We start from the raw sequence: 24,801 nt of genomic DNA, 5'->3' as shown, positions 1-24,801 counted from the left end.
CGGTCGGGATAGACTTCAGGTTAGCACCATGTACCTGCCACCCCAATTCAAATCCGAAGAGCGCGAGCATGCCTTGGCCCTGATGCGTGGGCATCCCTTTGCCAGCCTGATCAGCTTGGACGACGGCGGCCTGCCCTACGTCACGCACCTTCCCCTGCACGTGCAGGAGGAGGGGGAGCAACTCGTACTGCTGGGCCACGTGGCCAAGCCCAATCCGCATTGGCGCTACCTGCAGGCCCGGCCCCAGTCCGTGGTGACCTTCATGGGCCCGCACGCCTATATGTCGCCCGGTGTCTATCCGGATCTGGCGAGGGTTCCCACCTGGAACTATCTGGCTGTGCATTGCACCGTGCAGGCTGCCCTGATCGAAGAGGCGCAGGCGAAGGATGGCTTGCTGAAGAAGCTCATCGGGGACCATGAACCCGCCTATGTCGCGCAATGGCGCAGCCTGGGGGAAGACTATGCGCGCAAGATGCTGGCCGGCATCGTGGCCTTCGAACTGCGGGTCACGGCCCTGCAATGCAAGCTCAAGATCAATCAGCACCGGCCGGAAGCCCATGCCGCCATGAAGACCGCTTATGCTGCGGGCAACGAGAACGAGCGCGAACTGGCCGCCTGGATGGAGCGACTGGGTCTGCATGGCAGCCACTGACGAACACTTCATGGAGCTGGCGCAGGCGCAGGCGCGCCTGGCCGGTGCTGCCGGTGAGGTACCGGTAGGGGCGGTTCTGGTGCATCGTGGCGAGGTGATCGGGGTCGGGCACAACGCACCGATCAGCAGCCACGACCCCACGGCCCACGCCGAGGTCCGAGCCCTGCGTGATGCCGCGGCCCGCATGGGCAACTACCGGCTGGAGGACTGCGAGCTCTACGTCACACTGGAACCCTGTCCCATGTGCGCCGGTGCCCTGCTGCACGCGCGCCTGAAGCGGGTGGTGTTCGGGGCGTCGGATCCCAAGACCGGTGCGGCCGGCTCGGTGCTGGACCTTTTTTCCTACCCCCAGCTCAATCACCAGACGGTTGTCCAGGGCGGGGTTCAGGCCGGCCCTTGTGGGGCCTTGTTGCAAGACTTCTTCCACGCCAGACGCGAAACCCAGCGCAGGCAAAGCCAGCCAGTGCGCGAGGATGCTGTGCGCACCCCCGACGAGCGTTTCAGCGAACTTCCCGGCTACCCCTGGACACCGCACTACCTCAATGACTTGCCAGCCCTGTCCGGCCTGCGCTTGCACTATCTTGATGAAGGACCGCGGGATGCGCCGCTGACCTGGCTGTGCCTGCACGGCAATCCGAGCTGGAGCTACCTCTATCGCAAGATGATCCCGGTCTTCCTCGCAGCCGGGCATCGGGTGGTGGCCCCGGACCTGATCGGCTTCGGTCGCAGCGACAAACCCAAGAAGGAATCTGCGCACAGCTTCAGCTGGCATCGCCAGGTGCTGCTGGAGTTCGTCGAGCGATTGGACTTGCAAGACACCGTGCTGGTGGTGCAGGACTGGGGTGGTTTGCTGGGCCTGACCCTGCCCATGGCGGCGCCTCAACGCTACAACGGCCTCCTGGTCATGAACACCATGCTGGCCACCGGAGATGCGCCGCTCACGCCCGGTTTCCTGGCCTGGCGCGAGATGTGCGCCCAGAAGCCCGACTTCGATGTGGGGCGCCTGCTTGCGCGCGGCAACCCGCAGATGAGCGTGGAGGAGAGCGTGGCCTACAACGCCCCCTTTCCCGATCGCGGCCACCGCGCCGCCCTGCGCGCTTTTCCGCCCATGGTGCCGGAGACCGAAGACGCCGATGGTGCCGCCATTTCGCTCCAGGCGCGTGCCTTCTGGCAGCAGGACTGGCAGGGCCGCAGCCTGATGGTCGTGGGCATGCAGGACCCCGTGCTGGGCTGGCCTGTCATGCAGCAGCTGCGGCAAACGATACGCGGCTGCCCCGAGCCTATGCGAGTGGAGCAGGGCGGGCATTTCGTCCAGGAGCAGGGCGAGTTCATCGCGCAGGCTGCGCTGCGTCACTTCTCGCCCCGATAATCAGCAGCGACATGAAAAAACATATCTACATCTATTCCCCCTCGGGGGCCGTGCGCGACAAGGCAGCCTTTCGTCGTGGGGTCAAACGCCTGCAGACGCTGGGGCATGAGGTCGAGGTCGATGAAGCGGCGCTGGCCAGCCATCAGCGTTTTGCCGGCGACGACGCCACCCGTCTGGCCGCCATTGAGCGCGCGGCCGCCAGCGGCGCCGACGTAGCGATGATTTCGCGCGGGGGTTATGGGCTGAGCCGCATCCTTCCCGGCATCCCCTACAAACGCGTGTCCAAGGCAATTCAGAAAGGCATGCAGTTTGTTGGGCTGAGCGACTTCACCGCTTTCCAATTGGCGGTGCTGGCCCAGTCGGGATCGGTCACCTGGGCCGGACCGTCTTTGTGCGAGGGCTTCGGGGTGAGTGATCGGTCCGACGCCGCTGACGGTCATGGAGCCGGTCGGCAGGGTGGCCCGGACGAGATCATGGAGGCCTGTTTCGATGACATGGTCCAGGGGCAGGGGGAGGGCGCAGGCTGGCGTCAGCCCAAGGAGCGCGAGGCTGACATCGCCCAGGCGGGTACCTATCACGCCCGTCGGCTGGGTGACGCCGCCCATTTTCATGTGGACGATGCCGTGCTCTGGGGTGGCAATCTGGCGGTGCTGTGCTCCCTGCTGGGAACGCCGTATTTCCCGACGGTGAAGGATGGCATCCTGTTTCTGGAGGATGTGGCCGAGCACCCCTACCGTATCGAGCGCATGCTGAGCCAGTTACTCCATGCGGGCGTACTGGCCCGGCAAAAGGCCATCGTGCTGGGTCAGTTCACCGGCTACAAGCTGGTGCCGCACGACAAGGGTTTCAAACTGCAGTCGGTGATCAATTGGCTGCGCAGCCAGATCAAGGTTCCGGTCCTCAGCAACCTGCCTTTCGGTCATGTGCCGACCAAGGTGTTGTTGCCGGTTGGACAGTCTTGTGATCTGGTGGTGCAGGGGCGTGATGCGCTGCTGCTCTGGGGTGAGCACGCCCACATGCACTGAAACTGAAGCGAAGCCGCTGGCCTAGCGACTCAGGGCGCCGGGGCGCGAGATCATGCCCTTGGGCAAGAGGCCTTCGAACATGCCGGTGATCAGCCGAATCTTCTGATTGGCCGCTCCTTCGCCTTGAAGAGACGAAATGGCCACCATTACGTCGGCACGCAGATACCACAGGCCTTGCAGATCGGGGGCAAAGAGCACACGACGCTCAATGTGCGGGAAGTTGGTACAGCCCTCGTCACCGAGAGAGTCCAGCATGGCTTGTCGTATGTCTTCTATGCGAACCGTGGCGTGGCTCTCCTCCACCATGGGGCGCCCCAACATGCCTTGCATGCTGCTGATGAATTGGCTGGCCAGTTTATTCATATGTTCTTGTATGTTGGGATCGACAGACTCAACGACTTTCGCAGGGTAATTTCGCGGCGGATTTCCCACAACAGATTTATGCTCTGAATGTCATCCAGAAACAACATGTAAATCAATAATTTACCCAAGATACATCAAGCAACACTGTAGGGCTGTATGCTTGTCCAGCCTGCATAGGATGAGGGTAGGCCTCGGTATCCAAGCATCTGGCTATGCCCTAAACTGTCTACAGAAGAAATCAATCAAGTCCGCGCATGGGTGTCAACACCACCGTCGTTTTCACTGATCTGACCGGCAGCACCTCCGTTTTCGAGTCACTAGGCAATATCAGGGCCACACGTGCAGTGACCCAGCTGACGCGCTGGATTTGCGAGATGCTGCAAGCTCGGGGAGGGCAGGTCATCAAGACCTTGGGCGATGGCGTCCTGACCGTGTTTTCCGACGCCACTGTGGCCGTCAATGCCGTTGTCGAACTCCAGCGCGAACACCAGAAGAACCTGTTGCAGCAGCCCCTGGCTGAGCACCTGCCCATACGCGTGGGGGTGGCCACCGGTGAAGTGGAGATCGTCAACGGTGACTGCTACGGCGATGCCGTCAACATTGCCTCCCGTTTGAGTGACTTGGCCGGCCCTCACGAGATCTGGGCGGAAAGCCCCGATCTTGACTATTCAAGCCGGGCCAATGGCATCCGCTACCGGCCGCTGGGCCCCATCAGCGTACGAGGCCGTGTCGAGCCCTGCCATGTTTACCAGGTCGAATGGCACGAAGACCAGTCTACCGATTTCATCACCATGCAGGGTGATCTGGATCCGATGAGCAAGGCAGCCAAGGCCGATGCCCTGGGCCAGGAGGTCCACTTGGCCTGGGGTGATCAGAAGCGGGTATTCCGTGCTTTTGAGCTGCCTGCGCACATAGGCCGTATCCGGCATTGTGAATTTGTCGTTGCCGATCCCCGTGTGTCGCGCACCCATGCGCGGCTTGAATGGCGCCATGGCCGCATCATGCTGATCGACATGAGCAGCTACGGCACCTGGATCCGTTTTGTCGGGGCCCGTTCGGAATTGCTGTTGCGTCGCGAGGAGTGCGTTCTGCATGGCAAGGGTCTGATTGCGCTGGGCGCGTCATTTACAGATGCCAGTGCGCCGATCGTGAGTTTTGAGGTTAGCTGATGGCATTTGCTATTTTGTATTTATTACTTAACATAATATACATTCCGGGCTCGCCTACAGAGGGCGCTGCAGAGGAGGGCGCAGGGGTTGCACCCATGCCGACTGCGACAAAAAGTCCGGCCGCCACGCCGCCCAGGCGCTTCAATACATCAGCCCATGCGGTACGCGCTTCGTCGTTCTTAGCGCGCTCCATGGCCTGGTCGGCCAGGATGATGGCTGGATCAATACCCAGTGTTTGGGCCACCTTCAAGGCAACTTCTTCATCCATCGTTGCAACCTTGCCACGGTAGCTGCCGATGGTCTGTTTGCTGAGGCCCAGCTCCTTAGCAACCCTGTAATCGCTCTCCCAGCCACGGGCGGTTTTCACTCGATCGATCCAATCTGCTGCTTTCATGGGGCACTCCTTAGGGGATGGCCCTAAGGATAGTCAATTGCAGCTGACCGTCAACAGTCAATTGACCTCAGGCCGACTGACGCGCTTGACTAGACTGACGCGTCGGACTATTCTCCAGCCGTCTCCCCTGCGGATCCATTAAACCCGGGCGGGCCGGCACTCTCCCTAGCGTTTGGCCAGGGGGGACACCCTGAGGGCCGGCGCGCTGTAGGAGTGCCATCCCATGAAAACAGCCATCTCTCTGACCGGCTGGCCCAGCCACCTGGTCACCACCTTCAACCGCCTGCACGCTGCCGACGCCTGCCCATCAGGCTACGGCAAGCTCGCCGAGTACGTCCGAGACCAGTTCGGCCAGGCCCCCAAAGACTTCGGCATGGACCGGCCCATCCCGCTGGCCCTGATCGCCGAGTCCAACGGCCTGGACGACACCATCTGGGTTCTGCGCAATGCCGTGGACCGCGGCCCCGAGTTCGACCGCTTCGCCCGCCTGCTGGCCTGTGACTTCGCCGAGCACGCCCTGCCCATCTTCCTGAAGCGTCGGCCCGACGATCACCGCCCAGCAGACTGCATCGCCATGGCCCGCGCCTTCGCACGCGGGGAGTGCACCGCAACCGAGCTTGCCGAGGCCCGCCGAGCTTGCCGTGAAGCCTACGCCGCCGCCTACGCCGACGCCTACGCCGCCGCCGACGCCGCCTACGCCGCCGCCTACGCCGCCGCCGCCTACGCCGCCTACGCCGCCGCCGACGCCGCCGCCTACGCCGCCGCCTACGCCGCCGCCTACGCCGCCGCCTACGCCGACGCCTACGCCGCCGCCGACGCCGCCGCCTACGCCGCCGCCTACGCCGACGCCCGCCTTACTGAAAAGCAATGGCAGCTCGGTCGGTTCATCGCTGCGCTGGGCGAAGAGGCTGCGCGGTGCTCTGCAACTGCCGTTAAGGCAGAGCAGCGCGCGGGGTCTTCGGCCGTGGAGGTTGAACCGGGTGTCTTTGATATTCAAGGTCTCGAGTCATGAGCACCCCCCTCCTGATGTGGCTCGGTCTGGCGCTGCTGCTGGTCGGCATCCTGATCGGCGAAGCCTTCCGGCGCTTCGAGTACCTCAAGGCTCGAAACCCTGCCGTGGTCATCGCGCGTAGCGCGTACCTCTGCGATGTGCCATTCCTCTCGGGCATGGTGCTGGTCCTCGCCAGCCTGGCGCTCGATGTGCTGGAGGTGCTGGCATGAAGCACACCATCCCGATCGACGCCGCCAAGTCCATCCAGCTCGAGGACGACGGCGACCAGGCGCACGTGCGGCTGCTGACCTTCGGAATCCCGGCCATGCACCAGGTGGTTGAGCCCGAGCTGCTGATGGCACTCGCCGAGGCCGCCAGCACGGTGGCCAAGGCCGTCGATGCATCACGCCAGGGGAGGGGCTGACCATGCGCACCCGCACCCCCACCACCGACCCGATCCACGCCACCTACCTGGCGCACATCGCGAACCGGCCATCCATCGACCCCCACGACCTCCAGTGCACCCAGCAGATCACCACCAGCTGCGTCGGCTGGCTGCGCGCCGTGTACCGCAACCTCGAAGGCCGCCCGGACCTGCAGCAGTTCGCCAAGCGGGCCGGGGAACAGCTCAACGTGCTGCTGCAGCGCCTGGACGATGAAGCCCGGCAGGGCAGGGCGCACTGATGACCGCACCCCTGTTCAACGGGCCCGCCGAGGCCCTGCCATCTACTCTCGGTAGTAATGGGAAATCGGTACACACGCCCCAGGCGGAAAACCCGTCCACGGTCTACCCAAACCGGCCCAAGCGCAAGCCCAGGGAGGCCCGCGACGTGGCCCAGGTGCTGGAGTCGGTCACCCGCCGGCAGCGCCGGTTCGAGCTCACCCGCCTGGCCGGATCGTGCCTCTACGAAAAGGGCCTGAACTGGAAGGACCAACATGCAACCTGCTGGTGCCACCGTGGCAGTAATCGCGCTGAGGGCGAACGCCTACCAGTTCTTCGCCGTGGAGATTCAACCGGCGCGAGGCTGGAAGGGGTCATTACCTGCGGGCTGGGCTGGACCTGTCCGGTTTGCGCTGCCCAGATCAGTGAAGCTCGTAGGCAAGAGCTGCAGCTTGCAGTTGAGCGTCACTGTGGCGCCGGAGGTGGTGTTTACCTGCTCAGCTGCACCACCCCCCACACCGCCGATCAGCCCCTGATCGAGCTGGTGGACCGGCTGCAGGACGCCCGCAAGCGCCTGCAGAACTGCCGGAAGTGGAAGGACACCATGGAGGCCGCCGGCCGCATCGGCTCGATAACCGGCCTGGAGGTCACCGTGGGCTGGAATGGCTGGCACCCGCACTTCCACATGCTGGTGCTGACCGATCGCGGCGGCCTGGGCGAGGGCGCACCCAGCGAAGAGGGCGACTTGTCCAGCCGGCAGATTGACGTGCTGAAGCTGGAGTGGGTGCGCATCCTGCTCAAGGTGGGCGCGATCACCAAGGAGCAGGGCAGCGACGTGTACAAGCACGGCCTGAACGTGCGCGGTGGCGACCAGGCGGCCGAGTACATCGCCAAGTACGGGGAGGACCACTGGGGCCTGACCCGCGAGATGGCCAGCACCTACGCCAAGATCGGCGTGCGCGGCACCCAGGCCGGCTACCAGCACTTCTCACCGTTCCAGCTGCTCGAGATCGCCGACGCCCAGGGCGAGTACTCGATCCAGGCGCGCGCCATGTTCCGCGAGTTCGCCGAGGCCTTCAAGGGCCGCCGCATGCTCACCTGGTCACCGGGGCTCAAGAAGCACTTCAACGTGGCCGAGCTGGACGATGCGGACATTGCGGCCGAGCTGGGCTCCCCGGCCAAGGCCGAAGAGGTCAACGTGGCCAGCATCAGCCAGGGGCAGTTCTCCAGCCTCACGCGGGCCAACCTGCTGGGCGCCTTCCTGACCTACGTCACCACCGAGTGCGCGGACATTTTCATCGCGCAGGACCTGATCGATTCATGGATCGAGCGCAGGGCAGGGGAGGCCGGCTTCCGTGGCTCTGGCGAGGTGCTGCAGGCCGTGCACTGGCACATCAAGGCCCCGGCCCAGTACCGCTACCACCCGGTGGAGGCCACCGAGGATTGAATCCGCGCCGGGCGGTCCCCGGCAACAACCTGAGGTAAACCCAAATGAGCGATACCAACCGAATCCCCATGCAGCAGGGCGTGCGCGTCAAGAAGGAGGCTGAGAGCGAACTCGCCGGCAAAGTCGGCACCTCGATCTCGCGCCCGGCGGACAACCGCGTCGAGGTCGACTTCGGCGAAGGTGTGAAAGCCACCTTCCACCAAGACGAGCTCGAGGTGCTGAGCTGATGGGCGCCGCCGTCGGTTCACTGGCCTGCCGGGGCCTCGAGTGCACGCGCGAAGTCCCGGTGACAGTGACCAGCGGCGGCGCGCTGTCCATGCGCTGCGGCTTCTGTGGCTTCAGCGCCTACGCCCAGCAGGGCACCAAGGCCGCGCGGTCGATCCGCGCCGCCATGAAGCCGGAGGAGGGCGACGAGCCCACCAAGCCGGCCCCCAGTAGCTCACCCAGTGAGCCACCGGCACCCACCGCCCCGGCGACTCCGCCCAAGAAGCCCGCCAGCGGCGGCTTTGATCTTTCCCAACTCGGAGGCCGGTAATGTCCACGCCTGAAACCAAACCCAACACCACCGCCCCGGCCACCGGCCTCGACAGCCTGGCCAAAGAAGCCGAGCAGGGCCTGACCGCCCCGCCCGCACCTGGCACGCCTGGTGCACCTGATCCGGCGGCAGAGGCCGAAGCCGCGCAGCAGCAGGCCGTGCTCGAGCAGGGCATCCAGAAGGTCCTGCTGGGCCTGCTCAAGGTGGCCCGCACGGTCATCGCCAAGCACATCCCCGAGATCCGCGACGAGTGGCCCGATGACGTGCTCGAGGCGCCAGCCGCGGCGGCCGTCCCCCTGGCGCGCAAGTACATGGCCACGCTGATGGAGGTCGCCGGGCGCAACCCTGAGCTGGCCGGCTTCGTGGTCGCGTGCTTCCCCCTGGGCATGGGCCTGTACACCGCCTACGAGAAGGCCCAGGTGCGCCTGGCCAAGGAGAGGCCTGCTGGCGAGCCGGCTGCAGCAGCACCGCCCGATGGCCAGCTCGAGTAAGGCGCTCACGGTTGTCGCCTTCGGGGCGCGCGGCACCGGTAAAACCCACTGGTGCCGGCGCTACGTCGAGGCGCAGCGATGGCCGCGGCTGATGGTGTGGGACTTCAAGAACGACCCGGGCCTGACCGGCCTGGGCACGCCCTACACCTCACTGCCGGCCTTCATCCAGTCGCTCAAGGCCCCGCGCTTCGCCAGCCGCTACCTGGTCGACCACAGCGGGACCATGCCCATCGCCAAGCAGTTCGACCTGTTCTGCCGTGCAGCGTGGGAGGCCGGTCGCCTGGGCATGTACGTTCCCGAGCTGCCCGAGGTGACGCGAGCAGGCGGTGCGCCCGATGGCTGGCGCCGCTGCGTCAACGTGGGCCGCGAGTACCAGCACGGCGGGCAGCTCAAGTGGATCTCCATCGTGGTCGATGCCCAGCGCCCCGCCGAGGTGGACAAATCCATCATCAGCAACGCCGACATCATCCACACCGGGCGGCTCGCTTTCCTCGATGACGCCAAGCTCATGGCCAAGTCGGTCAACTGCAGACCCGAAGAGATCATGGCGCTGCCCGACTGGCACTGGATCGAGCGCCGCCCCGGGTCTTTCGAGCCGGTCCGTGGTGCCCCGGCCACGTCATCCAGCAAAAAAAGTTCGGCACGCGGCAAGTCCGCCAGAACCCCCTAAGGCGCTCGCCCTTAGGGGGCCTGTTTCGCGGTTTCGCTTGACCGCAGGAACCTCTGTTCATCGCTCAACCAACCCTTTTGAAGGACCAGACGATGAACGCGATTCTCTCCAACCCCTATGTCAAGGCAGGCGCCGTGCTGGCTGGCCTGTGGGCCCTCGAGCACTTCGTGAAGGACTCCCGCGTGAAGGCCGGCTGCTACGGCGCCGCCACCGTGATCCTGCTCAAGCAGTTCCCCCTGGTCGGCGACGTGGTCTAAGCCGCACCGCACCGAACTCCACTCGACCAAGGGCATCCCATGAACAAGCAAATCCCTCTCGACCCGTTCAACGGCGTAGCGGCCTCCGGCCTGGCCTACAGCGACATGAACAAGTTTCTCGGCTCCGTGCTCGAGAAAATCACCTTTGTGCTGGGCGGCGGCGCCTTCACCAAGTCCATGATCACGCTGATCGAGGTGAAGGCCAACAACAAGGCCATCATCCAGACCGATGGCTCGAAGCTGGACAGCGCCAAGCTGTACAACGGCGGCGCCAGTGACGTCACCATCCTCACGCTGGACCTGATGGACCGCAAGGCGGTGACCGTCAACGCCCGCCAGGCTGGCGCGCTGGACCTGTCGGCCGACTCCGGTATCACCAACCTGCGCGTCGAGGTCACCATTGCCGGCGCCACCACCCCGACGCTGGTGGCCATGGCCGACCTCTCGCCCCCCAACAACGTCAAGGCCGAAGAGCACATCCGGTTCCTGATCGCCCGCCGCCACCGTGCCGTGCAGGTGATCGGCGCCTCCGGCGTCGACGTGGCCCTGCTGGTCCCCCACCTGGACCCCTCGGGCGGTGGCTCGGCCTTCCGTCGCATCTACATCTACTGCAGCAACCTGACCAACCTCAAGGCGCTGCGCGAAGGTGTGACCGAGTTCGACCTGACCAAGGCCCAGCTGGAAGCGGCGCAGAAGGACAACTTCAAGACGCCCCAGGCCGGCCTGGTGGTTTTCGATCCGGTGCAGGATGGCCAGGTGGAAGGCCGCCTGTGGGACACCCGACCGTCCAGCGGTGTGCGCAGCGCGCAGCTGTACGCCAGGTTCTCTGCCGGCGAGACCATCACGATCGAGACCGAAGAGCTGCTGCCCCTGGCACCGTACTGATCGGGGGTAACCCATGCCCATCGATGCAGTCCAGCAACAGGACCAGCAGCGCACGTCGCGCAACTTCGTAAGCCTGATCTCGGGGGCCTTCGGCATCCCGGATCAGACCTACGCAACCGACGACAGCAACCCGGTCAACTACCCGCGCCAGTACCAGACCATCGACACCCGCACGGGTGCGGTGGGCGTGCAAGGCACCAGCATCAGCAACGTGCAGACCAGCGTGGTCCTGGGCCCCGTGGCCCTGGTGGCCGTGGTCGTTGCTGCCGCCTGGTGGCTGATGCGCAGGAAGGCCTGACATGGCACTCCCTGCTGGCGCCAGCTATTCGGGCGGGGCGGGCGGCGCTGCCGGTCCCTCCACCGCGAGCAGTAACTCGGGCTTTGACAGCTCGGGCTGGAACATCACTTACGGCTCCGGCGGCATCTCGACCGATGCCACCGGCACGCTCAAATGGGCTGTGATCGCCGCCGCTGTGGGAGGCCTCGCGTGGTTCCTGATGCGCAAACGTCGATAGGCCTGCAGGCCATCCCGCACCAGGTCGCGGCCGAAGCCTTCAAGGCCGCCGGCATCGTGGACCCGGAGGGCTCTGCCACGCCCGAGGCCATGGCCTGGGCAGGGAAGTGCTTCCGCATGGACACCTCGCACGGCGAGCTGGTGCTCAGCGTCGGGCCCGAGCGTGGCGCCCTGTGGTGCTACGGCGCGGCCGGCAGTGGCCAGCGCATGTACCTGGCGGCCGACGCGGCCCTTTGCCGCATCGCCCGGCTCTCTGGCCTGCGCGTGGTGGGTTTCCAGACCCGCCGGCCCGGCCTGGTGCGCCGCGCCAAGTCCCTCGGTTACGTGGTGACCGGCGTCAAGGGCGCCGGCTTTGAAATGCACAAGGCGCTTCCATGATCCCCTCATTCGAACATCGGCACAGCCTGGGCGGTCGCGCCTGCCCCATGGGCGGCGGCGGCGGCGCCTCGACGTCGACCAACAAGACCGAGAACAAAGACAGCCGCATCAGCCTGCAGAGCGGTACCGCCACCTCGGGCGACAACAACACCATCAACGTCCTCGACGGCGGCGCCATCAAGAACGCGTTCGACTTCGCCACCGTCTCCCAAAACGCCTCGATCTCGGCCCTGAACTCCACCACCAAGCTGGTCGCCGACGCCTACAACGAGGCCAAGGGGCGGGGGGAGATGACCGACTACATCCTGATCGGCGCCGTGGCCCTGGCCGGCCTGGTGGCCATCACGGCACTCAAAAAGTGAGCACCATGGAAACACCCTTCACCTTCAAGCCCTACAACTTCGACCTGGCCGCCGATGGCGTCCAGCAGATCCCGGGCGGCGGCGAGTTTTTCCGCGTGCTCAGCTCCACCGGCACGATCGAGGTCACCGTCGAGGGCAAGGGCACAGCGCCGGGCCTGCTGGCTGGCCAGGGCTTCCAGAAGCTGCCCTTCAACCGCCTCACGATTCGCGACACCAGCGGCGCGCCCAATAGCGGCGTGATCCTGGTGGCCTCGTCGGAGTACTTCGACAACCGCATGTTCGGCACCTTCGACCTCAGCGCGGGCACCCTGGCCGCCCTGGAGTCGATCGACCTGAACCCGGCCAGCCTTAACACGCTGACGCGGCCTTTGGTGGCCGCTACGCCCTGGTCGAGCACGGCCACGCTCGGCGCTGGGTCGGTGCTGGTCTTTTCGGCGGCCTCCAACACCAACGGCGCAATCATCCATTCTGCGCATGCCCAAGACCTGTCGGCCGGCGCGCTGATGCAGTCCTTTGTGGCCAAAGCCACGGCCCCAGGGAGCGTGGTTGACGGCGAGGTGATCGCGCTGTCTCAGTATGCCCCCGTGACTGGCAACACGATCCAGAACATTGCCATGAGTCAGCCTCAGCGCATCGCTGCCGGCCTTGCCCTGTATTTCTATTCCTCGGCGGCCGGATCGGCGGGTTACGCGCGTGCTTGCCGCTACACCCTGTTGTGACCCATGAAATGGCTACTCCCCGCCGCGATCCTCGCTGCCGCCTTCGTGCTCTCGCGCCGGGGGCAGGGCGACTCGCTGCAGGACGACATGCCGGACCAGACCGCCGGCACGCTCGAGGACCTCTGGAACAACGCTGACCCCATGAGCTACTTTGAATCCGCCCCCGTCGACCAGGCCGCGCGCAACGAGCGGGCGGTGCTGGACATGATCGCGTATTCCGAGGGGACCAACTCGCCCGACGGTTACCGCATGCTCTTCGGGGGCGGCATCTTTGACAGCTTCGCGGACCACCCGCGCCGGCTCTTCGAGTTCACCAACAAGGCGGGCCAGAAGCTCAAGACCTCGGCCGCCGGGCGCTACCAATTCCTCGCCCGCACCTGGGACGAGCTGCAGCGCAAGCTGGGCCTGCCCAACTTCGGCCCGGAAAGCCAGGACGCGGCCGCCCTCGAGCTGATCCGCCAGAAGGGCGCCCTGGCCGACGTGCACGCCGGCCGCATCGAGGTGGCCATCCAGAAAATCGCCCCCATCTGGGCTAGCCTGCCGGGCGCCGGCTACAACCAACCCGAGCGCAAGCTCTCTTCGCTGCTGAGCGCATACCGCGACAACGGCGGCACCTTCGAGGCATGACCATGAGCGCAATGAACCTCAAACCCGACTCCCTCCTGATCCTGGCCGCCATCGGCATCGGGGCCTACTGGTTTATGACCCGCCCGGCCAAGGGCCAGCAGCTCAGCGCCCGCGGCGCCCTGCTGCCGGCCGGCGCTGGCGCCACGGCCTACCGCCCGCCGGCATCGCAGCAGGACCCCTACAACCCCCTGCTCAACGGCCTGGGCCAGAAGCTGGGCAGCTGGCTGGGCACCAACAGCGGCACCCCGCAGGTCACCGGCCCGGACCTCACCGCCATCAACCCCGCACCGGGCAGTGGCTGGAACCCTGACGAGATCAACGGCCTGTTCTGATGGTCAAGGTCTCGCCCGTCTCCGGCGACTTGCTGCTCAAGGTCGGCCTGGTGGCCGGCGGGGTAGGGCTGCTGGCCTGGCTGGCGTATCGCAACCGCAACCTGGTCAACCCCTTCAGCCGGGACAATGCCGCCTATTCCAGCGTGAACGCCCTGGGCGGCGCCCTGGTCACCGACCCGGCCGGCCCGGGCAAGAACGCCGACGGCAGCTGGTCCCTGGGCGGCTGGCTGTATGACGTCACGCACCCCGGCACCGCGGCCGAGGTCAAGGCCATCAGCGGGCCCGTCGGCATCGGCCCGCCTGGCATCGGCCCCGAGCCCATGATCGATTACACGCAATACGGCTATTTCTGACCGAGGGAGCACACCTTGAACATCCTGCAATTCATCATTGGCCTGTTCACCGGCAAAGCCGGGGAGTCCGTCGGCGGCGCGGTGTCAACCGTCGCGCAGTTCGCGGCGCTGGTGGCCGCGCTCACGCCCATAGGCCTCTGGCTGACCCACAACAAAGACGCGGTGTTCATCGAAATCACCTACGGCGACCTCGTTTTTTGGGGAGCGCTGGCCGGCCTGCTGATCTGCGTCATCCGCCTGGTGCACCGGGCGCCGCCCCCTGGGAGCTGAGCCATGGGTGACGTTCTTCCCTGGCTCAATCTGCTGCTGGTGCCCGTGGTGGGCCTGCTGATCGGCATCAAGGCCGACCTGGCCAGCCTCAAAGCCACCCAGCGCCACCACGCCAAGCGCCTGCAGCGCCTGGACGGGATCGAGGCCTAGGCCTGCCTCCAGATCGGCGCATTGGCGGCCCGTAGCGGGCTCGGCCGGGACAGTTCTTCCTCAAGGCTCTGCATCTGTCGCTGCTGCAGCTCGAGGCGCCGCTCCAGGCTCTTGGCAAGGGCGTAGTGCACGCGGCCGAACTCTGCGGCCTCAGCGTCGGCCGTCATCCGTCCCCATTGAGATTCCCAGAACAGGGCCAGCAGCACGGCCCGGGGCGCGCTGTCGGCGGCCGTGTAGCGCTGCAGGGTGCGCTCGGTGATATCGAGATGGTGAGCGACCTGGCGCGGCGTGGCCACCAGATCGCTGCATATCTGATTGAAACCCGGTAGGCTGGCCGGGCGTGGTGCTCTGAACATTTTTGCCTCCCTTGTGGGAGTGTTCAGGCCGTTGTTACATTTGATCCCGGGAACAGGGGGCCAAAGGGCCAGCAGTTCAGCATGCCAAGCTCGGAGCGTGATTTCTTACCACGCCGCTTCCTTAACATAATATACATCGTATTAAGTTAATAATGCAATTCAAGGCGCCACAAAAACGCTAATGTCGGTACCACGGAATTTCAGTAACCGGACAAGAAATCTTGGTAACCCGCTGTCTGGGCTCGAATCATGGTTGGTATGGCGATGCTGCCACCAGGAACAACAGCATGTAGCCGTGCCATAACCCACTTGCGCAGCAAGTTCTCATGCACGTCCAGGCCAAATTGCTCGCGCGGATTCACGAGGCATACTGACGCAAACTCGCTCTAAGGCTATGTGTTCCAACTATCGCCCGGTGACACGCTCGGACAGGTTGTTAGCCTTTTTTGGTGTGGAGCGTGAGCGCGATGAACCTTCGGTTGATGTCTGGCCCCTGGGCATGGCTCCGTTCATTAGGCTGGCCGAGGACGGGTCAGGGAATCGGGTCATCCACGATGGTCTGTATGGTCTGCTGCCGCACTTTGCTGCCGAGCTTGCCCCGGGCCGCAAGACCTATAACGCTCGGTCTGAGACGGTAGCCAGCAAACCGAGCTTCCGCGAATCCTGGGCCAAGGGCTGGCGGTGCATCATTCCCGCGGAGTTCATTTACGAGCCCAACTGGGGGACGGGCAAGGCTGTTCGCTGGGCCATCCGACAGCCCAGCGAACTACCCATGGGCATCGCCGGCATCTTTCGCCGCTGGCGCGGCCCAGACGGAAAAGAGTTGTTCACATTTGCGATGCTTACGGTGAACGCTGATGGCCATCCGGTAATGAAGAACTTTCACCGGCCTGACGACGAGAAGCGGATGGTGGTGATTCTCGCCCCCGAGGACTACGGCAAATGGCTATCTTGCCCCGTGTCAGAGGCCCCCTCGTTCTTCCGACCATGGATGGGGCCGCTTGAGGCAGCCCCCGCGCCTTTGCCGCCGCGCGCACCTAAGAGCAGTAGCGTTCGAACTCTTCGGCCACCGAAGCCAGACGAAGGGCCCTCGTTGTTCTAGCCGAGCACCGCAATCATCCCAGTGACTTTGAAATACGCTTCACGTACTCGATAAGCGCTTTCAGCTTAGTAGGTTGGTCATGTCTACTCGGGTAGTACAGAAAAAATCCAGGGAACGTTGGCGAATAGGCTGTCAGCACGCGCTTTAGCCGCTTTGCCTTGATGTGTGGGGCGGCCAGTTGCTCAAAGGTGTAGCCTAGACCAACACCTTCCAGTGCGGCGTCCAACCCGAACGTGGTGTCGCTGATGGTGAGGTTGCCCTTGACCTCGTACTCCACGCGCTTGCCTTCAACATCAAACTCCCACTTGTAGATGGCGCCCGTGCTTGCGAAGCGAAAGCGAATGCAGTTGTGGCGCGCTAGGTCGTCCGGATGCCGGGGTGCGGGGTGCTTCTTCAAGTATTCAGGTGATGCCACAACGGCCACGGTAATCGGTCCGCCCAGCGGTACTGCCACCATGTCCCGGTGCAGGCTCTCCCCCATTCGCACACCCGCATCGAACCCACGCTCAACAATGTCTACGAATCCCTCGTCATTGGTGATTTCGAGTTGCACGTGCGGGTTTTCTGCCAGGAAGCCGGCCAGAAGTGGCTGAAGCACCATCGCTACAGAGATTCGAGCCGCGTTCACCCTCAGCAGACCTGCAGGTCGCCCCTGTAGCGTGTTCAGCTCCTCCCCGGCTTCCAATACCAGTGCCAACGCCGGGGACACACGGGCGTAATAGAGGGTCGGCAGGGATTCATGTAAAAACCCGCAGGAACTCCCCTAAGCCTATGATTCCATTGGAATTATGGTGGCGTCGAAGTTCAATGGACCGATCTTCCGCCGGAAGTCCAGCGTGTAGTCGCCAAACCGGTTGATATGCGCCGTGCGAAACGGCGCCAAGCCCGCCAGGATCTCCAGCGTGATCTCGGTTCCTTCGTCGCGAAGCTCCTGCAGAACACGCGTCATGCCCACCACGTTGTGCAAAATGATCATGTTGGCCACTAGGTGGTTGTACTTGATCACCTTGCGCTGCTCGTGCCGGATGTTCTCGGCAATGATCCCCTCTCCCCCAAAAAATGACCAGCCCGCAAAGCCGTTGAACTGCTCACTCTTGTTGGTTTCGGCATGGATCACCTTGCGCAATCCCACATCGCCGATATAGCTCAGCAGAAACATGGTCCGGATAACCTTGCCAAGCTCAACAAATGCGAAATACAGTTTGTTCTTGCGGCTGTAGGTGCCAAGCCTCCGCAGGATGGCCGACGGCGTGATCTTGCCGGTTTTGACGGAAACCGCCACCCGCAACATCGCCGGAAGATGCAGCTCAATCAGCCGCCAGTCGATCACATCGCTGAACAGCGCATTGATGTTCTGGTACACATTGCCCGGTTCCGGGCGATGGAATTTGAGGTCCTGGATACCCCTGATGCGTGGCATGAGCTGGATGCCCAGGAGATAGGCCAGCGCGAAGACCGGGTAGCTCTGGGCCTGGGTGTCGCCGTGGATTGTGTCGGGCCGAATATCGGATTCATTGGTCATCAGCCCGTCAAGGATATGGATGCCCTCGTAGGTGCCACACGAAATGAAATGGCTGAACAGCGCAATGAACTTGTCGGACACATGGTAGTAGCCGATGCCACCGTAGCCGCCATAGCGAATATGGTGCTCGGACAGTAAGTTTTGCTCGTACAGGTTCCACTTGGTACCGTCGGCCGACGCGTGTTTGCCGGTGCCCCAATAGCCTGGCAGCTCAAACTTGTTGTATGCGTTGATCACCTTGACAATGGCCTTGTCCAGCAGGTCTTCGCTGACGTATTTGAGATTGAGCCAGGAAATCTGGCGGCGGCTAAGCCCTTTGATGGATTTGGCGGTCTGCACCGGCCCCAGGTTGCAGCCATAGCAAAACAGCGTCGTGATGACGCGCATGCGCAGGTCCTCCAGGCGGCTGTCGGTGCCGGCGAGTGGCCGGAACAGCTTGTGCAGATCCAACCAGCGCTCGGTGTCGATCATGACATCCACGATGCTAGCCGCCTCCATCCGCTCGGTTATCAGGGCGTCGATCCGCGCGGCCGCCTCGACGATTTCTGAACGAGGCGGTTTTCGCAGGATCAAGCGGCCGTCAACGATCTCGGCATGGGCGTTTTCCGGGAAAGTGGCGTCGATGTCCTTCGCCCGCTGGGACATGGCCGATTTGAGCATTGACACAAAGGTGGGGGGATCTGTCTCGATGCCGGTGACCCGGCCATAGTCGCCCACTTCTTTTCCAAAAGTTTCGTCATCGACCAACTGCTCACGGTAGTCGTCATAACGTTCGCCGTACTTGATGAAGAGATCGCCGGACTTCAGGTCGTCCTTGACCGCATGCATGACCGCCAGCTCAAAATACCGGCGATAGACAGCTTCTGCCCGGCCTTTGCCTGCTGACCGGACCAGTACCAGCCTCTTCCACTGGGAGGACATCCAGCGCAAATCCTTGTCTTCACTCAGGCCCAGCATGTCAAGTGGCACGGTGTCAGCGCGGTTGTCACGCAGTTTATTGAGCGCCTCAATCAGCCGCTCCACCACCTGGTCCTCGCTGCTGGCTTTGGGCGAGGCGATCCCTATGCAGTTGAGCAACTGGGCCCGGACCATCTTGTAGGGCTGCAGCAGGAACGGCAGGTGGTTGCGGCCCGCATAGGCCAGGTGCTGTTCGCACTCGTTGAGCAGTTCGTCCACCTCGGCCACCAGGGTGGTGCCGATGGCATCCACGCGCTGGGTGTCTGTCCCCTCCAGCTGATAGGCACCCAGAATATCCTTGAGTTGGCTGACCAGCATGTCGGTTTTCTGGACCCGCTCCTGCTGGAACGAGAGCAGTTTCTGCCTGGCATTGTTTTCCAGGTTCTGCATAAGGCGAATAAACAGGTCGGCGGCATCATCCAGGGACTGGGCATGCTGCGCCCGGATAAAAATCACGGCCAGAGCGTAGCGCTTTTGCGGCTTGAGCTCGGCCATTTCGGTCGCATTGAGTGCGCGCGCCAGATGCCGGAACTGCTTGAGCTTGGGTGCCGGCACGTCGGGCTTGGGCAACTGCTCCACAAGGTATTGCAGGCGCCGGATGTGCTGGATGTAGGTGCGTGTTTCCTTGTTGGTCGGCCGCTTGGGTTCGCGCTTGAGCATTTGCCAAGGAGAAACCGCCTCGCCCGTAGCGGTTTTAAGCAAGCTGTCGATCAGGGCCTTGGTATGCACCGTCAGTTGGCTGGTGATAGCGGAAAAGTACCGGCTGTTGCTCTTTTCTCGGGCTCGAAATGCCATCCGGTCCAGCGTCGAGAAGGCAGGCAATTCGTAGCGATGGTGGACCAGCTCCTCCAGCATCACGTTGATGATGTCGGCCACCGCGTGTTTCGTCTCAGCCGCCGTGTCGGCCACGACCTCCAGCCAGGCGTTGCCAGCCGGGTTCAAAGGTTTGACATTGAGGTGCCGGCGCAAAGCCGCAAAAAGTGCCGTGCGTGAGCCCGAGGCCTCGAAGCGCTTAAGGTCCGCCGCCAAGGGCGGCCGAACCACGCCCACTTGTTGCGCAATGTGCTCCCGGATCACTGGGGGCACGTCGGCCAGAGGGATGAAATAACCCAGGCGCTGGAAGACCTTCAGGTGGATTAGCGCTGCCATCCGCGGCAAAACGCGTTTGCCTATGCCGGCAGCCAGGAGTTGCTCATCCACGGTCGGCGTGTAAAGCTCTGCCAGCTCACGAGGTGTCGGATCGGATTTCAGGCTGGGATAGGCCGTCTCGTGGAGCGTGGTCATTCGCGGGGGCTACCCCGCCTGATGGCATTGCTATCCATCGCCTCAATCCCAATAGGTGTCGGTGGCGGGTTCGTGAAACGAGGTTTCCAGCAGGCACTGGTTGTCCTCGGCAATGCGGTACATGTCATCGAGCAGCGTGGCGATCACCTCGTCCAGCAAGTCGCGGGAAAGGTAGGGAACCGCCAGTTCGTAGAGCGTGCCCTCGGTGTTCAGGCGTTGCATGGCGAAACGCTCGAAGCAGGTCTGCTCGATCAGCCGGTGGCCTCGGGCCAGGCCGCGCGAGTGCTTGCTGAACCGGGCTAGCACCAGCGTAACACGCAGGACTGCCATGAGCGTCGCTCCTTCAACTGGCGGGCGGGGAACTTCGACCTGTTCGAACAGCTGCAACAAAGGCGGCGGTGGCTGCGGAGTGGCCGACGTCAGGGCTGTCAGACCCTGCTCGAACCGGGCTTGCAGGCTGGAGTCAGATGCATCGAGGTAGCGCATGGCTGATTTGACGTCCTTCCAGCCGACGTATTCCATCAGTTCCTTGATGTCCCAGCCGCTGGCGCGGGCCCAGCTGGCAAAGCCGCGGCGCAAGGAGTGGCTGCTGTATTTCTCGGGCGATTCGACACCGGCTTCAGCGAACAGGCTGCGCAGCAACGGAATCAGGCTATCGGCATGCAGACTTTCGTCGGCAATATTGCCCCAGCGGTCGATCTTGCGGAACACCGGACCCTCGGTCAAACCGGCCACGTCGACCCAGGCATTGAAGGCCGTCACCGGGCACAGACGGGACAGGGCTGGGCATTTAAAAACCCGGCCCTGCAACTGCCGGTCGCCCTTGCTGCGACCCAGGTAGCAGGCCATGCCTTGACCCGGCGTCACCTCGGTGTTCTCCACGCGCAGGTTGACCAGCTCATCGGAGCGAAATCCACGCCAGAATCCCAGCAGCATCAAGCTGCGGTCGCGCGCGTGGCGAAGCAAAGCCGGCCGGTCACCGGATCGCTGGGCGTTGCCGATTGCGGCATCGAGCCATTGATCGACCTGCTGCAGCACCGCCAGCTCCAGCGCGCGCGCGCGCTTTTCTGGCACTGCGTGAATCGAGCGAATGCCTCTGAGGACCTGGCGCACCAGGGGCGACTTGGTAGGATCGGCAAAACCTTGGTCGGTATGCCACCGGGACAGCGCTGCCAGCCGCTGGCGAAGAGTGTTGATGGCCAGGGTTGCCGCGTGGTCGGCCAGGTAGCGGGAGACGGCATCGGCAGTGGAAGGCAGCAGGCCTTCCCACTCTATTTCAAAATGGCGTATGGCCGAAGCGTAGCTCCGGCGCGTGTTGTCGCGCTCGGCGGCCTCGATATACTGGTCAAGACGGGTCATGTCACCATCGGTACGGCATACTCTCTTTGAGCGGTCAGAAGGCGGGGATGCGAGGCACCACAGTACGCGGCGCCGGAGATGGCAGCGAGAGTACACGATTTGAGAACGATCTGGAGCGTTCTCGCGACGAGCACCCTCGGACCCGGGTGCGCAGGGCTTGCCATCCGTTTCGACTCTTTGTCAGGCTCGGTGACCAAGGCCAACAGTACGTCTCGGCACACCATCAAGGCCACCAATTTGCTTTTGTCCAGAACTTGGAAGTTCACTGAGCTTTAACGCGTCGATGTTTTCGCTTGAGCCGAACTCGACCCCCTCAGAAAGTTCAAAGCATGATTATTCCAGTCCAAAATGTGAAAGCAGCGTAGCCTTCAAAGCTTCAACGCTGACCAGACCCTGTTCGAGTCCTGCGCTATTCTGCTTAATGACGCCGGCACATTCTTCGACAAGAATCCGTGTAAAGGTGTCGAGATTCATCTCGCTCCACGTTTCGCTTTGGCCCGAGCAATGGTCGCTCGTCTGCCTGATTTCTGTGGCCTGAACTGCCAGCGCTTTGATTCTTTGATTCATGATGTCTGATGTTTGCATTGGAGCGTTCGGAATTATTCGAGGGAAACGCAGTGTTGTGGGAATCGGCCGCAATATCAGGTGCGATCGACTTCCGGATGAATTGCTCACATGTGTAGAGCGCGGCCCTCAACCGCGAGAGCCGCCTCCCGCAGGGCCTCAGGTAGGGTTGGATGCGCGTGGCAGCATCGTGCGATGTCTTCAGAAGAGGCCTTGAATTCAATAGCGACAACCGCCTCGTGAATCAGCGATCCTGCTTCGGGACCGATGATGTGGACGCCCAGGATCTCGTCCGTAGTTGCGTGGGCCAGGACTTTGACCAGTCCGGCAGTGTGCGCCTTGGCCTTCGCGCGTGCGCTGGCGCTGAATGGGAATCGGCCGGCCTTGTACGGAACGCCCGCCTTCTTCAGCGCCTCTTCGGTCTGCCCGACGGACGCCACCTCGGGGGCAGTGTAGATGACTGATGGAATCGTGTTGTAGTTCACGTGCGGCTTTTGCCCCGCCAACATCTCCATAAGCGCAATGCCTTCCTCTGACGCCTTGTGCGCGAGCATTGCGCCTCCAATGACATCGCCAATGGCGTAGATCCCAGGCGTCGACGTGGCAAACGTCCTCAGGTCCACTGGGATGAAGCCCATGGCATCGGCCTTGAGGTTCGCCGACTCCAATGCCAAACCATCCGTGTTCGGCTTTCGACCGACGCTCACCAGCACGGCGTCGCACGCGAGTGGCGCGAGGGATGGCTGTGAATCACATCAAATTACTGGAATAAACATTAATTTGCTGTACCGGCCAGAGTAGTTCCGGCTAGGTAAAAGCGCTTCACAGCGCCCTTACGTGCCCAAAGCATGAACTCCTTGCTGAATCACTGCTAGGTTCGAGCATCGGGTTCCAGCCTAACCTGAGGCGCGGAGGCCCTTTCGGCCCCACACTTCAGCCCGCGTGCCTTGAACCTCTCGAACCCAGTTCTGAATGCTCCAAGTAGCCCCATAATGACAAATTCCTTTTATATTTAGCAGATTATGAATCTTGTAATATACATTTACTTGATTTATCTCGACGAGCCATGATAATTAGGCTTATCAAAGGTCTCTGAATGAGAAATAGGCTTAGCATCATCGACACTCTCGAGTCAGCCCGCAAGGCGCAGGGCTTGACCCAGGAAGAACTGGCCCTGAAGGCCGGCACCAGCCGTGTCACGGTCGGGCGCGTGGAGTCCGGCTTTGACCCCAAGCTGGCCACGGTCCACGAGCTGGCACGTGCGCTAGGGCTGGAGCTGCTCCTGGTGCCCAAGGTCCTGGCCGGCGAGGTCCAAGCTTTCATCCAGTCGGGAGGACGTGTGCTGGCTCAGCCCAGTGGCGTCGGTGCACCCGACTCCGTCGTGACCCAGGCCTTGGCCATCAGCCAGGCGACACACAGGCTCACGCAAGAAACCAGCAATGAGCTGGAGAACGTGCATTCCGCCAGAAGCCTCGCCCGGCAGCTCTCGGCCCGCAACGCGGGGGTGCGCACCCCTCAGCCAGCAGCCGTTTGGTCGGCCAGAAGTGTGGCCCAGCAAGACCTGACATCTCATTTCGTGGAGCGCATGGATCTTCCAGTTGACGCCTTCAGCCTCCCCGCAGCCCAAGAAGTAAACAAGGGCAAGGGCCCGGGCATCTCTGCTGCAGCCCTGGCCCGCCTGCAAGGTCTCTCGCCTCCCAAGGGCGGCAAGAAATGAGTGCTGTCCGCGCGAATGCGCCGGGCACGATACGCTACCTGCGCATGTACCTGTATGCGCCCGAAGGCGCGCGCATGCCCATCGGCTACCTCTCCAGCTACGGTGACATCATGCGGGTGTCCTTCGATGCGGACTACATCAACGACCCGCAGCGCCTGACCCTGTCCTTGAACTATCGCGGCTCGAACGACGCGCAGACCAGAGACATCCTCTCGGCGAAGAATGATGTACGGGTGGTCACAACCTCAGGCCGCTGGCCAAGCTATTTCGAGAATCTACTGCCCGAAGGGCACAACCGCACCCGCCTTGCCGATCAACGCGGCTGCAGCGTCGACAATGAGTTCGAGCTGCTGGCCGCGGCCGGCCACGACCTCATGGGCGCGCTGGAAGTGGAGCCCATGCCCACAGGCGAGGACATCCCGACCGCCGTGCGGCACTGGCACACGGCGCTGGGCCTGGATGTGCTCGAGCCCGGCTTTGTGGAAACTCCTGTCGAAGATGGCTCGGCCATCCCGGGGGTAGTAACCAAGTTCTCTGCGGTACACGATGGGCGCCGCTACGTCGTTCGCCGACATGGCCACGCCGGCAGCCACATCCTCAAACTGCCCAACTCCGTGCACCCGGACATGACCCTCAACGAGTACGCCGGCTACGCACTGTGTGCAGGCCTGGGACTCAATTGCGCCAGAGCCAACCTGATCACGCGCGAGGAAGCGGCCTTGCCAGAGCAGGTGCCATTCGAGTTCATCCTGGCGGTGCAGCGTTTTGACCGCATTGACGGGCGGCGTGTGCACATGGAGGAATTTGCACAGGCCATGGGCCTTACCCCGAGTCAGAAATACGGCCACGAACTACTGCAGGACTACGGCCAGATGCTGCGCGTGCTCAATGAACAGTCCGCACGCCCGGCCCAGGATGTGAAGGAGTTCCTGGGGCGCATGGTGGCGTTCATCCTGATGGGCAACACCGACGCGCACCTCAAGAACTGGGCTCTGCTTTACGAGGACGGCATCACCCCGACACTTGCACCTTTGTACGACCCGGTGAGCGTGTCGAGCTACTTCAAGGGCTCGCCCAAGTCTTACGGGCACAACCGCGCCGTCGACGAGATCGTGTCCAGGTTTGGCTGGGATGAGATGACGCAGCTCATCGAGCGAGGCGGCTTTTCTCGGCCGTCGAGCCTGATCCGCCACTGTCGCGACTTGGTGGACCTGGCCAAAGCGACCTGGCCGAAAACGCTGGAAGACTACGCGGCCCCGCCGTCCATGGTGGAAGAGATCTCAGATCGGCTGGCTGGCAAAGTGGCTTTGGCACGATAGGCCGGCG

The 24,801-nt window shown here is 63.2% G+C and carries 35 protein-coding genes and 1 pseudogene; 28 read left to right on the top strand and 8 right to left on the bottom strand.

The genetic code is table 11. From position 1 onward, the window contains the following. Positions 1-28 precede the first annotated feature (28 nt). Genes AC07NT_RS07430 through AC07NT_RS07420 form a run of 3 tightly spaced genes read left to right on the top strand, consistent with a single transcriptional unit; the run spans position 29 to position 3,046 of the window. Positions 29-652: an FMN-binding negative transcriptional regulator gene (locus tag AC07NT_RS07430; RefSeq protein WP_498597113.1), complete on the top strand. Its 624-nt coding sequence runs from the start codon at positions 29-31 to the stop codon at positions 650-652. Beyond that, complete coding sequence (gene tadA, locus AC07NT_RS07425) at positions 639-2,021, top strand: tRNA adenosine(34) deaminase TadA (protein WP_498597114.1); 1,383 nt, start codon at positions 639-641, stop codon at positions 2,019-2,021. Before AC07NT_RS07430 ends, tadA begins: the two co-directional genes overlap by 14 nt. 11 nt (positions 2,022-2,032) lie before the next feature. Further along, positions 2,033-3,046 carry an LD-carboxypeptidase gene (locus AC07NT_RS07420; RefSeq protein ID WP_498597115.1) on the top strand — a complete coding sequence of 338 codons (1,014 nt, stop codon included), beginning with the start codon at positions 2,033-2,035 and terminating at the stop codon, positions 3,044-3,046. A gap of 21 nt (positions 3,047-3,067) precedes the next feature. On the opposite strand, the gene AC07NT_RS07415 is transcribed toward AC07NT_RS07420, so the two are convergent. Then, positions 3,068-3,409, bottom strand: a complete 342-nt coding sequence (locus AC07NT_RS07415; RefSeq protein ID WP_498597116.1) for a hypothetical protein — start codon at positions 3,407-3,409, stop codon at positions 3,068-3,070. A 254-nt stretch (positions 3,410-3,663) separates the two neighbouring features. Here AC07NT_RS07415 and AC07NT_RS07410 point away from each other — a divergent pair, with 254 nt between their 5' ends. Further along, a complete protein-coding gene (locus tag AC07NT_RS07410; protein WP_498597117.1) occupies positions 3,664-4,578 on the top strand; it encodes an adenylate/guanylate cyclase domain-containing protein in 915 nt (304 codons plus the stop codon). Here AC07NT_RS07410 and AC07NT_RS07405 read toward each other — a convergent pair. Then, on the bottom strand, positions 4,571-4,972 hold the full coding sequence (locus AC07NT_RS07405) for a DUF3693 domain-containing protein (protein ID WP_498597118.1): 402 nt from the start codon (positions 4,970-4,972) through the stop codon (positions 4,571-4,573). The two genes, AC07NT_RS07410 and AC07NT_RS07405, sit on opposite strands and share 8 nt — an antisense overlap. Before the next feature lie 223 nt (positions 4,973-5,195). On the opposite strand from AC07NT_RS07405, the gene AC07NT_RS07400 reads away from it, so the two are divergent. From AC07NT_RS07400 to AC07NT_RS07300, 21 genes are all read left to right on the top strand, one after another. Beyond that, positions 5,196-5,984, top strand: a complete 789-nt coding sequence (locus AC07NT_RS07400) for a hypothetical protein (protein WP_498597119.1) — start codon at positions 5,196-5,198, stop codon at positions 5,982-5,984. Continuing rightward, a complete protein-coding gene (locus AC07NT_RS07395) occupies positions 5,981-6,193 on the top strand; it encodes a hypothetical protein (RefSeq protein WP_498597120.1) in 213 nt (70 codons plus the stop codon). Before AC07NT_RS07400 ends, AC07NT_RS07395 begins: the two co-directional genes overlap by 4 nt. Next, the gene (locus AC07NT_RS07390; RefSeq protein WP_498597121.1) at positions 6,190-6,387 is read left to right on the top strand and encodes a hypothetical protein; all 198 of its coding nucleotides are present in this window, start codon (positions 6,190-6,192) and stop codon (positions 6,385-6,387) included. The genes AC07NT_RS07395 and AC07NT_RS07390 overlap by 4 nt, the downstream gene beginning before the upstream one ends. Positions 6,388-6,389: 2 nt before the next feature. Continuing rightward, the gene (locus tag AC07NT_RS07385; protein ID WP_498597122.1) at positions 6,390-6,647 is read left to right on the top strand and encodes a hypothetical protein; all 258 of its coding nucleotides are present in this window, start codon (positions 6,390-6,392) and stop codon (positions 6,645-6,647) included. Beyond that, positions 6,647-8,071 carry a rep family protein gene (locus AC07NT_RS07380; RefSeq protein WP_498597123.1) on the top strand — a complete coding sequence of 475 codons (1,425 nt, stop codon included), beginning with the start codon at positions 6,647-6,649 and terminating at the stop codon, positions 8,069-8,071. Before AC07NT_RS07385 ends, AC07NT_RS07380 begins: the two co-directional genes overlap by 1 nt. 44 nt (positions 8,072-8,115) lie before the next feature. Beyond that, a complete protein-coding gene (locus tag AC07NT_RS07375; RefSeq protein ID WP_498597124.1) occupies positions 8,116-8,298 on the top strand; it encodes a hypothetical protein in 183 nt (60 codons plus the stop codon). Between the two features lie 59 nt (positions 8,299-8,357). Next, positions 8,358-8,606, top strand: coding sequence for a hypothetical protein (locus AC07NT_RS07370; RefSeq protein ID WP_498597125.1), 249 nt, complete (start codon positions 8,358-8,360; stop codon positions 8,604-8,606). Continuing rightward, on the top strand, positions 8,606-9,097 hold the full coding sequence (locus AC07NT_RS07365) for a hypothetical protein (RefSeq protein ID WP_498597126.1): 492 nt from the start codon (positions 8,606-8,608) through the stop codon (positions 9,095-9,097). Before AC07NT_RS07370 ends, AC07NT_RS07365 begins: the two co-directional genes overlap by 1 nt. Next, positions 9,081-9,767 carry a hypothetical protein gene (locus AC07NT_RS07360; RefSeq protein WP_498597127.1) on the top strand — a complete coding sequence of 229 codons (687 nt, stop codon included), beginning with the start codon at positions 9,081-9,083 and terminating at the stop codon, positions 9,765-9,767. Before AC07NT_RS07365 ends, AC07NT_RS07360 begins: the two co-directional genes overlap by 17 nt. Before the next feature lie 92 nt (positions 9,768-9,859). Then, positions 9,860-10,024 carry a hypothetical protein gene (locus tag AC07NT_RS07355; RefSeq protein WP_498597128.1) on the top strand — a complete coding sequence of 55 codons (165 nt, stop codon included), beginning with the start codon at positions 9,860-9,862 and terminating at the stop codon, positions 10,022-10,024. Positions 10,025-10,063: 39 nt separating this feature from the next. After that, positions 10,064-10,909, top strand: a complete 846-nt coding sequence (locus tag AC07NT_RS07350; RefSeq protein ID WP_498597129.1) for a major capsid protein P2 — start codon at positions 10,064-10,066, stop codon at positions 10,907-10,909. A 13-nt stretch (positions 10,910-10,922) separates the two neighbouring features. Continuing rightward, a complete protein-coding gene (locus AC07NT_RS07345; RefSeq protein ID WP_498597130.1) occupies positions 10,923-11,207 on the top strand; it encodes a hypothetical protein in 285 nt (94 codons plus the stop codon). Position 11,208: 1 nt separating this feature from the next. After that, positions 11,209-11,424, top strand: coding sequence for a hypothetical protein (locus AC07NT_RS07340; protein ID WP_498597131.1), 216 nt, complete (start codon positions 11,209-11,211; stop codon positions 11,422-11,424). Then, the gene (locus tag AC07NT_RS07335; protein ID WP_498597132.1) at positions 11,397-11,801 is read left to right on the top strand and encodes a hypothetical protein; all 405 of its coding nucleotides are present in this window, start codon (positions 11,397-11,399) and stop codon (positions 11,799-11,801) included. The genes AC07NT_RS07340 and AC07NT_RS07335 overlap by 28 nt, the downstream gene beginning before the upstream one ends. Continuing rightward, on the top strand, positions 11,798-12,163 hold the full coding sequence (locus tag AC07NT_RS07330) for a hypothetical protein (protein WP_498597133.1): 366 nt from the start codon (positions 11,798-11,800) through the stop codon (positions 12,161-12,163). The genes AC07NT_RS07335 and AC07NT_RS07330 overlap by 4 nt, the downstream gene beginning before the upstream one ends. A 5-nt stretch (positions 12,164-12,168) precedes the next feature. Beyond that, the gene (locus tag AC07NT_RS07325) at positions 12,169-12,882 is read left to right on the top strand and encodes a hypothetical protein (protein WP_498597134.1); all 714 of its coding nucleotides are present in this window, start codon (positions 12,169-12,171) and stop codon (positions 12,880-12,882) included. Between the two features lie 3 nt (positions 12,883-12,885). Beyond that, a complete protein-coding gene (locus AC07NT_RS07320; protein WP_498597135.1) occupies positions 12,886-13,509 on the top strand; it encodes a glycoside hydrolase family 24 protein in 624 nt (207 codons plus the stop codon). Positions 13,510-13,511: 2 nt separating this feature from the next. Beyond that, on the top strand, positions 13,512-13,841 hold the full coding sequence (locus AC07NT_RS07315; protein ID WP_498597136.1) for a hypothetical protein: 330 nt from the start codon (positions 13,512-13,514) through the stop codon (positions 13,839-13,841). Further along, positions 13,841-14,194, top strand: coding sequence for a hypothetical protein (locus AC07NT_RS07310; protein WP_498597137.1), 354 nt, complete (start codon positions 13,841-13,843; stop codon positions 14,192-14,194). Before AC07NT_RS07315 ends, AC07NT_RS07310 begins: the two co-directional genes overlap by 1 nt. 15 nt (positions 14,195-14,209) lie before the next feature. After that, positions 14,210-14,464, top strand: coding sequence for a hypothetical protein (locus AC07NT_RS07305; protein WP_498597138.1), 255 nt, complete (start codon positions 14,210-14,212; stop codon positions 14,462-14,464). A 3-nt stretch (positions 14,465-14,467) separates the two neighbouring features. Beyond that, positions 14,468-14,614, top strand: coding sequence for a hypothetical protein (locus AC07NT_RS07300; protein WP_498597139.1), 147 nt, complete (start codon positions 14,468-14,470; stop codon positions 14,612-14,614). On the opposite strand, the gene AC07NT_RS07295 is transcribed toward AC07NT_RS07300, so the two are convergent. Beyond that, positions 14,611-14,970: a hypothetical protein gene (locus AC07NT_RS07295; protein WP_498597140.1), complete on the bottom strand. Its 360-nt coding sequence runs from the start codon at positions 14,968-14,970 to the stop codon at positions 14,611-14,613. The genes AC07NT_RS07300 and AC07NT_RS07295 overlap by 4 nt on opposite strands. Before the next feature lie 394 nt (positions 14,971-15,364). Here AC07NT_RS07295 and AC07NT_RS07290 point away from each other — a divergent pair, with 394 nt between their 5' ends. Then, positions 15,365-16,072 (top strand): SOS response-associated peptidase, encoded by a 708-nt coding sequence (locus tag AC07NT_RS07290; protein WP_498597141.1) that lies wholly within the window; start codon positions 15,365-15,367, stop codon positions 16,070-16,072. Positions 16,073-16,085: 13 nt separating this feature from the next. On the opposite strand, the gene AC07NT_RS07285 is transcribed toward AC07NT_RS07290, so the two are convergent. The 5 genes and pseudogenes from AC07NT_RS07285 to AC07NT_RS07265 all read right to left on the bottom strand — a co-directional run. Next, positions 16,086-16,781, bottom strand: a complete 696-nt coding sequence (locus AC07NT_RS07285) for a LysR substrate-binding domain-containing protein (RefSeq protein WP_498597142.1) — start codon at positions 16,779-16,781, stop codon at positions 16,086-16,088. Between the two features lie 60 nt (positions 16,782-16,841). Next, a complete protein-coding gene (locus AC07NT_RS07280; RefSeq protein WP_498597143.1) occupies positions 16,842-19,835 on the bottom strand; it encodes a Tn3 family transposase in 2,994 nt (997 codons plus the stop codon). Positions 19,836-19,877: 42 nt separating this feature from the next. Then, a complete protein-coding gene (locus tag AC07NT_RS07275; RefSeq protein WP_498597144.1) occupies positions 19,878-21,194 on the bottom strand; it encodes a site-specific integrase in 1,317 nt (438 codons plus the stop codon). A 333-nt stretch (positions 21,195-21,527) separates the two neighbouring features. After that, a complete protein-coding gene (locus tag AC07NT_RS07270) occupies positions 21,528-21,761 on the bottom strand; it encodes a hypothetical protein (RefSeq protein ID WP_498597145.1) in 234 nt (77 codons plus the stop codon). Positions 21,762-21,865: 104 nt separating this feature from the next. Continuing rightward, positions 21,866-22,477, bottom strand: a pseudogene (locus AC07NT_RS07265) (oxidoreductase dimerization domain-containing protein); the annotation flags it as partial. Positions 22,478-22,854: 377 nt separating this feature from the next. Between AC07NT_RS07265 and AC07NT_RS07260 the strand changes: the two are divergent. Together AC07NT_RS07260 and AC07NT_RS07255 are read left to right on the top strand one after the other, a co-directional pair. Then, a complete protein-coding gene (locus AC07NT_RS07260; RefSeq protein WP_493036543.1) occupies positions 22,855-23,475 on the top strand; it encodes a helix-turn-helix transcriptional regulator in 621 nt (206 codons plus the stop codon). Further along, a complete protein-coding gene (locus AC07NT_RS07255) occupies positions 23,472-24,794 on the top strand; it encodes a type II toxin-antitoxin system HipA family toxin (RefSeq protein WP_493036541.1) in 1,323 nt (440 codons plus the stop codon). The genes AC07NT_RS07260 and AC07NT_RS07255 overlap by 4 nt, the downstream gene beginning before the upstream one ends. The last annotated feature ends 7 nt before the right edge of the window (positions 24,795-24,801 follow it).

Source organism: Hylemonella sp. GW821-FHT10B10 (assembly GCF_059415585.1).
This window is presented reverse-complemented; position numbering and strand designations above follow the sequence as displayed.